At 66.6% G+C, this 12431-nt stretch carries 16 protein-coding genes and 1 pseudogene; 5 read left to right on the top strand and 12 right to left on the bottom strand.

The window, feature by feature from the left end; all coding sequences use genetic code 11:
- Nucleotides 1-128: 128 nt before the first annotated feature.
- A complete protein-coding gene (locus tag CQY20_RS08190; RefSeq protein ID WP_237683018.1) occupies nt 129-932 on the bottom strand; it encodes a type III PLP-dependent enzyme domain-containing protein in 804 nt (267 codons plus the stop codon).
- Between the two features lie 76 nt (nt 933-1008).
- A pseudogene (locus CQY20_RS35915) lies at nt 1009-1191 on the bottom strand (type III PLP-dependent enzyme); the annotation flags it as partial.
- Between CQY20_RS35915 and CQY20_RS35405 the strand changes: the two are divergent.
- Nucleotides 1120-1299: a hypothetical protein gene (locus CQY20_RS35405; RefSeq protein ID WP_234816157.1), complete on the top strand. Its 180-nt coding sequence runs from the start codon at nt 1120-1122 to the stop codon at nt 1297-1299. The pseudogene CQY20_RS35915 and the gene CQY20_RS35405 sit on opposite strands and share 72 nt — an antisense overlap.
- Here the strand turns inward: CQY20_RS35405 and CQY20_RS08185 are convergent.
- Nucleotides 1262-1789 (bottom strand): hypothetical protein, encoded by a 528-nt coding sequence (locus tag CQY20_RS08185; protein WP_097939578.1) that lies wholly within the window; start codon nt 1787-1789, stop codon nt 1262-1264. The two genes, CQY20_RS35405 and CQY20_RS08185, sit on opposite strands and share 38 nt — an antisense overlap.
- Before the next feature lie 218 nt (nt 1790-2007).
- Between CQY20_RS08185 and CQY20_RS08180 the strand changes: the two genes are divergently transcribed.
- Entirely contained in the window at nt 2008-2856 is an 849-nt protein-coding gene (locus tag CQY20_RS08180) for an LLM class F420-dependent oxidoreductase (protein ID WP_097939577.1), read from the top strand.
- Here the strand turns inward: CQY20_RS08180 and CQY20_RS08175 are convergent.
- Both CQY20_RS08175 and CQY20_RS08170 read right to left on the bottom strand, forming a co-directional pair.
- Entirely contained in the window at nt 2814-3440 is a 627-nt protein-coding gene (locus tag CQY20_RS08175; RefSeq protein ID WP_097939576.1) for a TetR/AcrR family transcriptional regulator, read from the bottom strand. The genes CQY20_RS08180 and CQY20_RS08175 overlap by 43 nt on opposite strands.
- Nucleotides 3424-3858 (bottom strand): SRPBCC family protein, encoded by a 435-nt coding sequence (locus tag CQY20_RS08170; RefSeq protein ID WP_097939641.1) that lies wholly within the window; start codon nt 3856-3858, stop codon nt 3424-3426. Before CQY20_RS08170 ends, CQY20_RS08175 begins: the two co-directional genes overlap by 17 nt.
- 142 nt (nt 3859-4000) lie before the next feature.
- Here CQY20_RS08170 and CQY20_RS35910 point away from each other — a divergent pair, with 142 nt between their 5' ends.
- The gene (locus CQY20_RS35910; RefSeq protein ID WP_272938801.1) at nt 4001-4132 is read left to right on the top strand and encodes a hypothetical protein; all 132 of its coding nucleotides are present in this window, start codon (nt 4001-4003) and stop codon (nt 4130-4132) included.
- Between the two features lie 103 nt (nt 4133-4235).
- On the opposite strand, the gene CQY20_RS08165 is transcribed toward CQY20_RS35910, so the two are convergent.
- The 3 genes from CQY20_RS08165 to sucC form a co-directional block, all read right to left on the bottom strand.
- Complete coding sequence (locus CQY20_RS08165; protein WP_097939575.1) at nt 4236-5762, bottom strand: acetyl-CoA acetyltransferase; 1527 nt, start codon at nt 5760-5762, stop codon at nt 4236-4238.
- Nucleotides 5763-5994: 232 nt separating this feature from the next.
- Nucleotides 5995-6897 carry a succinate--CoA ligase subunit alpha gene (gene sucD, locus CQY20_RS08160; protein ID WP_097939574.1) on the bottom strand — a complete coding sequence of 301 codons (903 nt, stop codon included), beginning with the start codon at nt 6895-6897 and terminating at the stop codon, nt 5995-5997.
- A gap of 22 nt (nt 6898-6919) precedes the next feature.
- Entirely contained in the window at nt 6920-8086 is a 1167-nt protein-coding gene (gene sucC, locus CQY20_RS08155) for an ADP-forming succinate--CoA ligase subunit beta (protein ID WP_097939573.1), read from the bottom strand.
- 243 nt (nt 8087-8329) lie between these two features.
- Between sucC and CQY20_RS08150 the strand changes: the two genes are divergently transcribed.
- Entirely contained in the window at nt 8330-9406 is a 1077-nt protein-coding gene (locus tag CQY20_RS08150) for a M23 family metallopeptidase (RefSeq protein ID WP_097939572.1), read from the top strand.
- An 11-nt stretch (nt 9407-9417) separates the two neighbouring features.
- On the top strand, nt 9418-10005 hold the full coding sequence (locus tag CQY20_RS08145; protein ID WP_371871148.1) for a hypothetical protein: 588 nt from the start codon (nt 9418-9420) through the stop codon (nt 10003-10005).
- An 81-nt stretch (nt 10006-10086) separates the two neighbouring features.
- Here the strand turns inward: CQY20_RS08145 and CQY20_RS08140 are convergent, their stop codons facing one another.
- Genes CQY20_RS08140 through CQY20_RS08125 form a run of 4 tightly spaced genes read right to left on the bottom strand, consistent with a single transcriptional unit; the run spans nt 10087 to nt 12348 of the window.
- Nucleotides 10087-11007: a hypothetical protein gene (locus tag CQY20_RS08140; RefSeq protein WP_133119045.1), complete on the bottom strand. Its 921-nt coding sequence runs from the start codon at nt 11005-11007 to the stop codon at nt 10087-10089.
- Nucleotides 11004-11468, bottom strand: a complete 465-nt coding sequence (locus tag CQY20_RS08135) for a hypothetical protein (RefSeq protein WP_097939569.1) — start codon at nt 11466-11468, stop codon at nt 11004-11006. The genes CQY20_RS08140 and CQY20_RS08135 overlap by 4 nt, the downstream gene beginning before the upstream one ends.
- Before the next feature lie 46 nt (nt 11469-11514).
- Complete coding sequence (locus CQY20_RS08130; RefSeq protein ID WP_097939568.1) at nt 11515-11964, bottom strand: hypothetical protein; 450 nt, start codon at nt 11962-11964, stop codon at nt 11515-11517.
- A 57-nt stretch (nt 11965-12021) separates the two neighbouring features.
- On the bottom strand, nt 12022-12348 hold the full coding sequence (locus CQY20_RS08125; RefSeq protein ID WP_097939567.1) for a hypothetical protein: 327 nt from the start codon (nt 12346-12348) through the stop codon (nt 12022-12024).
- Nucleotides 12349-12431 lie beyond the last annotated feature (83 nt).

The following is a 12431-nucleotide window of genomic DNA, read 5'->3' as shown; positions in this document are numbered from 1 at the left end:
TCCCGGCGACGCTTGCGTCGGAACGCCGTTTTCGGCCGCGTGAGCGATTCGTCAACCACGCTAGCGCACTGAGCACCAAGCAGCGGTGAGCACGGGGAGCCGTGGCCGGACCGCAACGCGCTCCGGCTTCACACTTCGACGATTTTCGTCGCCGGGATTCCGTTGAATCGTGACGCCGTGACCGATGTGTAGGCCCCCATCAGAGGGCTCACCACCACGTCGCCGATGCCGAGTGTGGGCATCGGGTAGTCGCGGGCGATGACGTCGGCGCTGTCACACGTCGGCCCGGCCAACGTCACCGACTCGTCGGCGCCGACACCGTCGACGATCTCGCGAAGCGCCACGATCGGCGGATGCACGTCCTCGGTCATGACGTTCGAATAGCTGCCGTAGATGCCGTCGTCGAGGTAGTGCCACAGGCGGCCGTTGCGCACGGCGCTGCCGACCACGCTCGTCAGCAACGTCGTGCAGTCGGCGGCCAGAAAACGTCCTGGTTCGGCCAGCAGCGTGAATTCATCTCGGCGGGCGCCGAGTACGTCGTCGACGACGGCTGCGATGGCGTCGATCGTCGGCATCGGATCGCGATAGGTCACCGGAAAGCCGCCGCCGATGTCGATGATTCGCGTTGGCACGCCGAGGGTTTCGTCGATGTGGCCGACGAGGTCGAGGGTGCCGCGCAGGGCTTCGCGATACGGCCCCACGCTGGGGCCCTGGCTGCCGACGTGGAAGCTGAAGCCCGCAAACCGCACGCCGGTGGCCAGTACGTGCTTGACGACGAGTTCCGCGTCGGCGGGCCGCACGCCGAACTTCGTCGAAAGATCGGATTTCGCTGCGGGATTGGGGAATGCCAACCGCACCAAGATCTCGATGTCGCTGGGCAGGCCGGTGAATTTCTGGGCCTCGACGGGGTTGTCGACGACGAAGGTGCGCACGCCGGCGATGTAGGCGCTGGTCGATGTCGCGCAGTTTCTTGATCGGATGGGTGTTGATGCACAGGTTCACTGGGAGGCCCAGCGCGGCAACGAGATCGATCTCAGTGGTGCTGGCGACGTCGAAGCCGCACCCGCTGGCGGCGACGGCGCGTAGGACTGAAGGGTGTGGCGCCGCCTTCATCGCATAATGCAGGCGGAAGCCGGCCAGATGCGCGGCCAGCAGGCGGCACTGCTCGATGACGCGATAGTGATCGAGCACCAGCAGCGGCGTGCCGTGCTGGGCGATGAGCGTGCGCCACCCTTCTTCCTCGCATCGAACACGCAGGCGGTCAAGCAGTTGCAAGCGCTGCGACGTATGCACCGGTGACCTCCTTGCATTTCGGTCGGCGCACGGCCAACAGCGCGTTGAAGCGCTCGTAGCTGAAGATGGCCATCACGTAGAAGGCGACGTCGGCGACGATGCTGCCGACGACCCAGCCGACGGCGGTGCTGCCGAGCACGAACGGCCCCGCATAGAGCGCCGCCGGCCTGATGATGATGCTGTCGATCGCCTCGGCGGGGCCGAACTCGACGGCGATGCTGCGCACGGTCGGCGCGTTGGCGCGCAGCAGACGTATGGGCCACTTCCGTTGCGGCTGAGCCTGATACGACCAGCGGACACCGTTGACGTAGGCCGTCGCGTAGTAGCCGACCGAAGCCCCGACCGTGGCGACGGCCACTGCCGCTGCGTACGAGCCGGTCAGCCAGTACGTGACCGTGGCGCCGCCCAGTTCACCGACCCAGCCCGCGAGTTCGTTGGGCAGGTAGCGCCGAACCCATTCGACGACCTTTCCCCGGACGGACCGCTTCGTCTCCATGCTTGGAGCGTGAAGGCGGGCCGTCGGCGCGTCGCGCGTAGCGCGCTACCCCAATGCGGCAGAAGGCGCCGAACGTGCATTCCTTGCGAAATTCTGCGCCCCTTTTCGCAGCACATGCACGTTCGGGTAATCCCCCCGCTGCTGGTGCGGCGGGTACCGAACGGCCTCGATGCCACCCCGCCCTTGCCCCGCAGACTGGAACACGTTCTAATTCTGGTATGGATTACGGGCTCGTACTTTTCACCAGCGACCGCGGCATCACGCCCGCAGCGGCGGCCAAGCTTGCCGACGACCACGGCTTCACCACGTTCTACGTGCCCGAACACACCCATATCCCGGTCAAGCGCCAGGCCGCCCACCCCACCACCGGCGACGAGTCGCTGCCCGACGACCGCTACATGCGCACGCTCGATCCGTGGGTGTCGCTGGGCACCGCCTGTGCGGTGACGTCGCGGGTGCGGCTGTCGACGGCGGTCGCACTGCCCGTCGAACACGACCCGATCACGTTGGCCAAGTCGATCGCGACGCTCGACCACCTCTCCGGCGGCCGGGTCAGCCTGGGCGTCGGATTCGGTTGGAACACAGACGAACTCGCCGACCACAACGTCCCGCCGGGGCGACGGCGCACCATGCTGCGCGAGTACCTCGAGGCGATGCGCACGCTGTGGACGCAGGAAGAAGCCGAATACGACGGCGAATTCGTCAAATTCGGCCCGTCGTGGGCATGGCCGAAGCCCGTCCAGTCCCACATCCCGGTGCTGGTCGGCGCCGCGGGTACCGAGAAGAACTTCAAGTGGATCGCCCGGTCCGCCGACGGCTGGATCACCACACCGCGCGACTTCAACATCGACGAACCGGTCAAGCTGCTGCTCGACACGTGGGCCGCGGCAGGCCGCGAGGGCGCGCCGCAGATCGTCGCCCTGGACTTCAAACCCGACCCCGTGAAGCTGGCGCACTGGCAGGAGATCGGCGTCACCGAGGTGCTTTTCGGCCTTCCCGACAAGTCCGCCGCCGACGTCGAAGCCTACGTGGAGCGGCTCGCAGGCAAGCTGGCCGCGCTGGTCTGAGCACTGTTGGTTTGAGCACTGTTGGTTTGAGCCGCGTTGGTCTGAGCACGGCGCAGCAGGTCGACGAACGCCTCGGCGGCGGCGTCGACACCGTCGGTGTCGTCGGTGGCGATCAGATCCAGTAGCAGGCCGCGTGTCACCGCCAGCCCGAGGCGCACCATCGCGGGGTCGCTGCCCTCGCCCGCTTTCGCGCCGACCTCGTCAAGCCAGGATTCGACGGCGCCCGGCAGCATGCCCGCGAACGGCTGCTCCCCCTGCGCCCCGCGCGCGTAGCACTCGAAGAACAGCCGCTCGAACGGGCGCAGTTCGGGCCGGCGCAGATCGGCCCACATGGCCGCCATCGCGTCGGCCGGTTCGACGGACGCCTCTGGCAGCACGCTGATTTGGCGGCGCTCGATCTCTTCGACGATCGCCAGCAGTAGCTCGTCGCGGGATCCGAAGTGGTGCAACAGCATTCGGTGACTGGTGCCCACGGCCTCGGCGATGTCGCGAAGCGAGCGATCGCCGATCCCGCCGTCGGCGAACGCCTCGATGAGGCCGTCGAGCAGCTGCCTGCGCCGCTCGACGTCAGGCGGTCGAGCCACGCAGTTGCTCGCTGCGCGCCTTGAGCCCCTTGGCCTCGAGGTCGAGGTAGCGCTTGGTGGTGCCACGCATGAGCCGGGCGACGAGTTCACCCAGGAGGCCCTGCTGGTCAAGCCGTTGTCGCACCAGCGTTTTATCGCCGTCGGGCACGACCTCGTGGACGGCGATCGTTCGGCCGCCGGGCGAGCGCTGCTCCCACGTCCAAGACTTGCCCTCGTCGAGCTGGGTCACCTTCCACACCAGCTTCGGCAGGCGCGGCTGCTTGATCTCAAAGCGCTTACCCACCGTCAGGCCGGGGCCGTCGAGCGCCTTGAGCGTCGTCACCGAGGCCGTCCATTCCGGCCAGCGCTCCACGTCGGAGAAGACGTCCCACACGAGGTTGGCGGGTGCGCCGATTTCGATGGAACATCCCGTAAACATGTACCACATGGTACATAAATGATGGCCGGCTGTGAAGTACGTCTCCCCTGGCAGGGTCGAGTAGCGGACTACGCGTGCCGCGCTGCGGGCCCCGGCGGGACAGTCATCGACGTTGTCGCATCACTTCATCAAGGGGAATCTCATGGCATCCATCAGCCCGATGATCGTCCGGATCTTCGACGACCCGCACGCCAACGCCCGCCACGGCAGGCGCGTCAACCGCAATCGCGGGGAGACCAAGGGACGCGTGGCCAAACGACGGTGGCGGGACTAGCCGGACGACGATCAAGCGGCGAGGAACGAGCCGCGTTGAGGAGTCCGGCGAGAAGGACTAGCCGCCCGCGACGGTCGATTGACCATCGACTGCCTGCGCGAGGCTAGGCCAGGCGGGCGCGGTTGCCCTTTTCCGTCGACTTGACGACGATTCGGGCACCGATCGGATCGCCGTCGGACATCAACCCGACCAGATCCTCGTCTTTCGTCGTCGCCAAGAACCGCGAGCCGTCGGCATCGAGCCGTCCGACGATGATCCCGGTTCGCACCGGCCAGTCGTAGCGCACAGAGTAGGTCTCGATCGTCGCGGGGCCGTCAGCCACTTCCGTCACGGCAACCTTTGGCAGAGCGGCGATCTCGGCGTTGAGTTCGGCGCTGCGATCGGCGCGCCACGGCGCGGGTGCGGTGGAGTAGATGCCGACCGAGTACTTGCTCATGATGCCGCCGTTAGCGCCGACGAAACCGAATTGCCCTGGCCTGTCCCGCATCTGGGTCACGGTCTCGGCGATGGCGTGCAGCGAATAGCTGTTGCCCGGTCCGCCGAAGTACGGCAGCCCGCCCGTCAGCGTCAGCCCGCGCGGGTCGTCGCCGTCGATACCGAGCGCCTCGCACATCACGAAGACCGGGAACGGGAAGCAGCTGTACAGATCGAGGGTGGCGATGTCGTCGACACCAAGTCCGGCCACCCGCAAGGCTTCTCGCGCGGCGTGCACGGCGGCGGGGCTGGCGCCGAGGTCGGCCCGCTCCAGCACCTGCTGCTCGACCATGTCGGCATGCCCGTGCAGGTACACCCATTTGTCTTCGGGCACACCGAGGCGACGGGCCGCCTCCACCGACATCAGCACCGCGGCCGCGCCCTGGTTCACCTGATCGCGGGCGACGAGCAGCCGCGGGTACGGGTCGGCGATCATCCGGTTGTCGTCGGTGACGGTGACGATCTCGTCGACCTCACGCTCGACCGGGGATGACGAAAACGGGTTCTTCGCAGCGATTTTCGACAGCGGCGCGAACAACTCGGCCATCTGCCTGCGGTAGTCGGCGACGCTGACGCCGAGGCGCGCCCGACGCGCGTTCTCCAGCAGCCCGTACTGCGAGGGCGCACCGGTCAGGCCGTGCTTGATGGTGTATTCGCTGATGTAGCTGAAGAGTTGGTGGCCGCGGTCCTCGAGCTGCCCGTCGATCTGCTCGGTGAAATCGGGCTTGTCGTCGCGGCCGGCGTAGTAGCGCGCCGTCGATCCGGCTTCGGAGCCGACGATCATGACGACGTCGGCGTCGCCGTTGGCGATCGCGGCGCCGAACTCGGTGACGAGTTTCTGCGGCCCCTGCCCGCCGACGGGTTCGAGCACCGCGCGGGCCGGGTCCGCGCCGATCCGTCGCATGATCGACCGCGGGTAGTTGTTCGAGGCGCCGAGCTTGGGCGGGATCGGCGAGGAGATGTCGAACGGCCGTAGCCCTATGACGGTGTCGATGGCCTTGGCGACGGCGGCGCCGTCCACGCCCGTGTCGGCCAGCGCAGCCTTGGCAGCCTCGACCGCCAGCTCCACCGCCGACATCGCGCGATACTCCGAATCGCCGATGTTCTCGGTGAACTGGCCGATGCCGACGATTACCGGTGTGCGCGCATCACCCATTACAGACCTCCTGACAGGTGTTAATTCGTCAGGCTAATCGAAGGGTGGAACGCGTTCCTAATCGAGCGGCGTCGGTCACACATAGCGTCCAGCCCGCCAGTTCCCCGCAGTCCAGCCCGCCAGTTCCCCGCAGTCCAGCCCGCCAGTCCCCCGCCGCGAGCGTGCGTGAACTCGCGAATTCTGCCGGCGTGTCGGCTGCAGACACGCACGCTCGCCGAAAAGGGGGTAGAGGTTAGAGGCTCTGCAGGATCTCCCGCGTCAGCTTCGCCGTCTCCGACGGCGTTTTGCCGACCTTCACACCCGCCGCCTCGAGCGCTTCCTTCTTGGCAGCCGCGGTGCCCGACGAACCCGACACGATGGCGCCGGCGTGGCCCATCGTCTTGCCTTCTGGCGCAGTGAATCCCGCGACATAACCGACGACCGGTTTGGAGACGTTGGCCTTGATGTAGTCGGCGGCCCGCTCCTCGGCGTCGCCGCCGATCTCACCGATCATCACGATGACCTTGGTGTCGGGGTCCTTCTCGAAGGCCTCGATGGCGTCGATGTGGGTGGTGCCGATGACCGGATCGCCGCCGATGCCGATGGCGGTCGAGAAGCCGAAGTCGCGCAACTCGAACATCATCTGGTAGGTGAGCGTGCCCGACTTCGACACCAGCCCGATCGGCCCGCTGCCGCTGATATTGGCCGGGGTGATGCCGGCCAACGCCTCGCCCGGCGTGATGATCCCCGGGCAATTGGGGCCGATGATGCGCGTCTTCAGGCCCTTCTCGACGTTGTAGGCCCACGCATATGCGGTGTCCTGCACCGGAATTCCCTCGGTGATCACAACGAGCAGCGGGATCTCGGCGTCGATGGCCTCGATGATGGCGTCCTTGGCGAACTTCGGCGGCACGAACACCACCGACACGTCGGCGCCGGTCTCCTTCATCGCCTCCTCGACGGTGGCGAACACCGGGAGGTTGACCTCGTTGCCATCCTTGTCTTGGTGGGTCACCTCGGTTCCGGCCTTGCGTGCGTTCACGCCGCCGACCAGCTGGGTGCCCGCCTTGAGCATCAGCGCGGTGTGCTTGGTGCCTTCGCCGCCGGTGATGCCCTGGACGATGACCTTGGAGTTTGCGTTCAAGAAAATGGACATAAGCCGTATCTCCTTTTAAGTCTTAGGCTTTCGCAGCCAGTTCGGCGGCCTTGTCGGCGGCTTCGTCCATCGTGTCCACCTCGGTGACGAGGGGGTGGTTGGCCTCGGCCAGGATGCGGCGGCCCTCCTCGACGTTGTTGCCGTCGAGCCGCACTACAAGCGGCTTGTTCGCCTCGTCGCCGAGGATCTTCAGCGCGTTGACGATGCCGTTGGCGACCGCGTCGCAGGCGGTGATGCCGCCGAAGACGTTGACGAACACGCTCTTGACCTGCGGGTCGTGCAGGATGACGTCCAGGCCCGCGGCCATCACCTCGGCCGAGGCGCCGCCGCCGATGTCGAGGAAGTTCGCGGGCTTCACGCCGCCGTGCTTCTCGCCGGCGTAGGCCGTCACGTCCAGCGTCGACATCACCAGACCCGCGCCGTTGCCGATGATGCCGACCTCGCCGTCGAGCTTGACGTAGTTGAGGTCGTGCTCCTTGGCCTTGAGCTCCAGCGGATCGGTGGCGTCGCGGTCCTCGAACTCGGCATGCTCGGGATGGCGGAAATCGGCGTTGGCGTCCAGCGTCACCTTGCCGTCCAGCGCCAGGATCTGATCGTCGGGCGTGCGCACCAGCGGATTGACCTCGACGAGCGTGGCGTCCTCGGCGACGAACATCTCCCACAGCTTGAGGATCGTCACCGCCGCTGCGTCGAGCACCTCGCTGGGCAGGTGGCCCTGTTCGGCGATCGACCGCGCGAACGCCTCGTCGACGCCCTTCACCGCGTTCACCGGCACCTTGGCCAGCCGCTCCGGCTTGGTCGCCGCCACCTCTTCGATCTCCATGCCGCCCTCAACCGAGCACATCGCCAGGTAGGTGCGGTTCGCGCGATCGAGGAGGAAAGAGATGTAGTACTCCTCGGCGATGTCGCTGGCCTCCGACACCAGCAGCTTCTTCACGATGTGGCCCTTGATGTCCAGGCCGAGGATGTTCTTGGCGTGGGTGTAGGCGTCGTCGGGCGTCGCCGCGTATTTCACACCGCCGGCCTTGCCGCGCCCGCCGGTCTTCACCTGCGCCTTGACCATGACGGGTTTGCCGATTTCCTCGGCGATCGTCTTGGCCTCTTCGGCGGTGGTGGTCACCCGGCCGGGTGTGGTGGGAACGTTGTGCTTGGCGAACAGCTCTTTCGCCTGGTACTCGAAAAGATCCATCAGCTCGCTGTCTGCTCGGAGTTACTGTCTTTCACCCGACGGGCTCGGGGGAACTTTATCGACCGTCGCTGAGGCCATCGGTACCGCCCACCAGTCATGTGGCCGAGGTCACCGGGGCGGGGGGCGTGATACAAGTCACAATCGCCGACGGAATACTGTCTCGGGTTGCCACAAACATTGGGATTTGGTTAACGTCTAGCGGTCTATATAACGGTCTGATCACGACTAGAAGGATATTTCAGGTTGGCGGGGTCGCGTTCGTTTAGTTCTCCTGACGGAGAGACGACGAACCCTCGCAGCAGATGGGTCGATCCCGAAGCCGGCGAGATCGCCACTGAAGTAACCGACATCATCCCGTTCAACGAGTTCGGCAAGCTCGATGACCTCGAGTTTCACAGCAGTTCGGCGTTCGACCGCGAGTGCCAGGTCATCCACGCACCCGAGCTCGACGACATGGCCGACACCGACGACCTCGTTCCGCTGCGGCTCGTCGTGCCGTCGGAGTTCCGCCCCGAACCCGGAGAAGAGAGGCTCTCGGCGCACGCCTACCGCGAGAGCCACACCGACACCAGCGACGGCGTCGCGGCCACCGACATCATCGACATGGGCGCGCGCCGCGCGGCGCAGCACCGCAAGGAAACCGCGAGCGCGGTCAAAGGCCGACTGATGATCGCCGCGATGGCTGCAGGGGCCACCGCCGCGGCCGCGCACTCGGTGATGAACAACAACGAGACCTCGAGCTCCGACACGATCCTGGCCGCCGACCAGTCGGCGAACGTCACCGGCGCCGGGATGACGGGCTCAACCGGCGGCATGCAGGTGGTCACGGTCGCGTCGGTCGCCAATTCGGCCGTGCATGCCGAGGAGATCACCAAGGCCGCCGCGTTCGCTCAGGAGCGCGCCGAGCGCGAGGCCCGGCTGCAGCGGCCGCTGTTCGTGATGCCGACCAAGGGCGTGTTCACGTCGGGCTTCGGCTATCGCTGGGGCGTGCTGCACGGCGGTATCGACATCGCCAACTCGATCGGCACCCCGATCTACGCCGCCGCCGACGGTGTGGTGATCGATGTGGGCCCGACGGCCGGCTACGGCGCCTGGGTCAAGCTGCGCCACGCCGACGGCACCGTCACGCTCTACGGCCACATCAACAGCTGGAACGTCAACGTCGGCCAACGCGTGTGGGCCGGCGACCAGATCGCCCAGATGGGCAACCGCGGCAATTCCACCGGGCCGCACCTGCATTTCGAGGTGCTGCAGAACGGCTCGAACCGGGTCGATCCGGTCGGCTGGCTGGCCAAACGAGGACTCAGCCCAACCAACTAGTCTCGGTGGGTGTGAGTGACCCGGACGATTCGTCCCCACCTTCTGATGGACTGACCTCCGACGGACCGACTTCCGACGGTTTGTCGGCGCCGAAGACCGGCATCATCAAGCGCCATCCCACCGGGTCACTGCCCCAGCTCGAGGATCCCCGCACCACTCACATCGACGCGCAATCCGAGCAGCAGACCACCTACATCCCGCAGGCCAAGCCGACCCCCGGCGTGCGTCGCAAGCCCAGCCCCAAAACGGCCGTTGCCACAGCGGTTTTGGCGATCCTGAGCGGCTGGGCGACCGCGGTGATCGCCACCGACCTCATCACCGGCTGGTGGGCGTCGGACCGGTTGTTCTGCGTGGCGGTCGGATTTCTGACGCTGGTCTCCGCCGGGGCGTTGATCAGCGGTCTGATCGCGCTGCTGCTGCGCCGACGGACGGCACGCCTTCTCGTCGTGGTGGGCTCGGTCATCGGGTTGCTGATCTTTGCCAGCCTGTTCATCGCCGGCGCGAAGCTGGCGCCGGTGGTGTATGCGATCCCGGTGCTGCCGCTGCTCACCATCGCGCTCACGCTGCTGCCGGGCACCGCGCGCTGGGCCCACCCCTAGCCCGCGCCCCTTCACGCCCAAACCGACATTTGGGCGCAAAAGTGCGAGTGGATTTCGCCATTTTGTCGGTCTCGGCGCGGGTCACGAGGCACCCTGCGGGATGACTGCAACGGGTCGCGCCAAACGTGTCCGCACATTTCGCAGCAGCGCCAACTCACGCCAGTAGCACGCGGGCGGCACCAGGAAGAACCCCGCGTACACAAAGGCGTGGAGGTGGAAATCGATGCCCAGAAGCAGCCACACCCCGACGTGAAACAGGCCCATCAGAACGAGCCCGACGCGAAACAGGATGGGAATGAACACCGCAACGACCAACCAGCCCTCGACGAACGCGGTCGCATAGTCGAGCGCCTTCCAGAACACCGCGTTGTCGAACCGCAACACCGTATCGGCGAGCAGTCCGGACCGCGGACTGTCGGCGGTCACGACGACAAAGAAGCGGGTGGCCTGCCGCGTGGGCAGAAGCCAGCCCGTCGTCGCTTTTGCGGCCGCAGCGGTGAACATCGCGAAGGCAATCAGCGTGGCGTACACGAACATCGGGAAACCCCTCGGCCGTGCAGCGCTACCGAGCCGCGCGTCCTTCGACCACGCCGAACCCCAGCCGGCGAGGCCGAGCATGAGCGGCGCCAAGTCGAACAGGATGACATCGTCGGATTTCCCGAATGAGTATGCGAGCCCGCTGCACACGACCAAGATCAGCGCGAGGAGACCGGACGCGATACCGGTCTTCCATCCGATCAGCAGCCACAGCGCGACAACGACTCGAAGAACCTCCAGCACATGGATCGCAGTCGCAGGGGCAGGGCCGGGAAGAAGTGAAAACGGGCCCGCCGGAGGGTCGAAGCCTGTCGCCGACATCGTCGCGAGCCACGAGATGTCCCTCGGCCACACCAACACGTAAAGGGCGAACACGATCCGCAGGGCTGCCAGTGGCCGCGCCGCCGGGCGGTAGCCTTCGCTGATCCAGTCGATGGCCGCACCCGCGCGGTCGAGCACGCTCACCACCACACCTCGCGAACCGTCGGCGGACCCGCAGGCGTCCTCGTCATGGCGCGCAGGTCTACTACGGCTGGTTGCCACACCACTCGGAGGCCTATCGGGTCGGATGTGATTGCCAGCCGCAGGGTTTGGTGTTTCAGCCAGTCGACCGTTTCGCGGGAGGGCTCGGCGCCATCGGCGGACGGCTTGAGCAGCCGGTCCAATGTCAACGACGCCGGCCCGGAATGAAGCGGCGCGAGCAGCGCAGCCACACCTACCGGTTTGACGGTCCCGTCGCGACCGATGACCTGGACCGTGCGTTCCACCACGCGAGCCGACCCGTCATCGCCGATACTCGCCGCGCTGAACGTCGGCATGGTGACCGTCGGAAACGCTTCTCGCCCAGCCGATGTGGCGAAGGTGTCGGCCGCATACTGGACGACCAGCAGCCCCCAGAGCGTGACGATCACCCAGACGCGCCGCATCGGCGGCCGTCCCCTCGACCCGACGTGATTACCCGATCGACCCCAATCAGTAGTGGTAGCAGGAGTGGTAGCAGTGCACGCTGCTACACCATTGGCTGGCGGACGGACCGTCGCCGACCGCAGGCGTGACCCGCCACGTGGTTTCAACGGCCTTGTCCGTCGGCCGCTCGGCGGTGTCGATGACGGCGCAGTGCAGTGCGCGCCGCGGCTTGTCGCAGGTCTCCATCAACTCCTGGTCCTCTGAGATGCCGAGCTGATTGCGGATCAGCCGCACTCCGAACCGGTCGAGCTTGCCGTGTGCGCGCAGACGCTCTGCCAGGCCCGCGAGCACTTCCTCGTCAGCGGGACCGACCGGCTGAGCCGGCCCGAAATCTGCCGGGCCGGCGAATTCCATTCCGACCAGCCCAACATCTGTGGTGGTGGCGGCCGCGTCGAAACGAAATGCGGTGGGGCTCAGTCCCGTTGGCGCGAAGGCGGCGCGATCGACGGCGGGCACAGCTGCGCCAGCCGATGCAGGCGCTGACGCATGCGCTCCGTCCCCGTGCGCCGGTGGTCATCTGCCAGCTTTCGGCGAAGCGTGTCGCCACTTCATGACGGCCGCGCAATCGGAAAGATGCAGCAGCTGAGGCCGGCGCGGGACGCCGTCGACCACCTGCTTGTGCGCGTGCCCGATGGCCGACCGCAGCGTCGTCTCGGCGAACAGCCGATGCCAATCGCGATCGCGCTGCCGTACGGCCTCGACGAGCCGGGTCGCCTCGGGCATCGCCAGTTCTTCGAGTTGGCCGATGAGGACGTCGCGCCTGCCATCGAGGATGGCGCGAGCGTTCCCGAAAGGCGCCTCGGTCGCCAGGGCGTGCTCGACGGTTTCGTGCACGTTCATCGAGCGCTCCCTTCGCTACGCTCAGTTACGCCGAGCGTGCAAAATGCGCGAGGTTTGTGGCCGAATTTCGCAGAAATTTCACG

Origin of the sequence: Mycolicibacterium agri (genome assembly GCF_002553505.1) — a bacterium.
GTDB lineage: Bacteria > Actinomycetota > Actinomycetes > Mycobacteriales > Mycobacteriaceae > Mycobacterium > Mycobacterium agri.
Note: the sequence above shows the minus strand (reverse complement) of the source record. Positions and strands in the feature narration are given on the sequence as shown.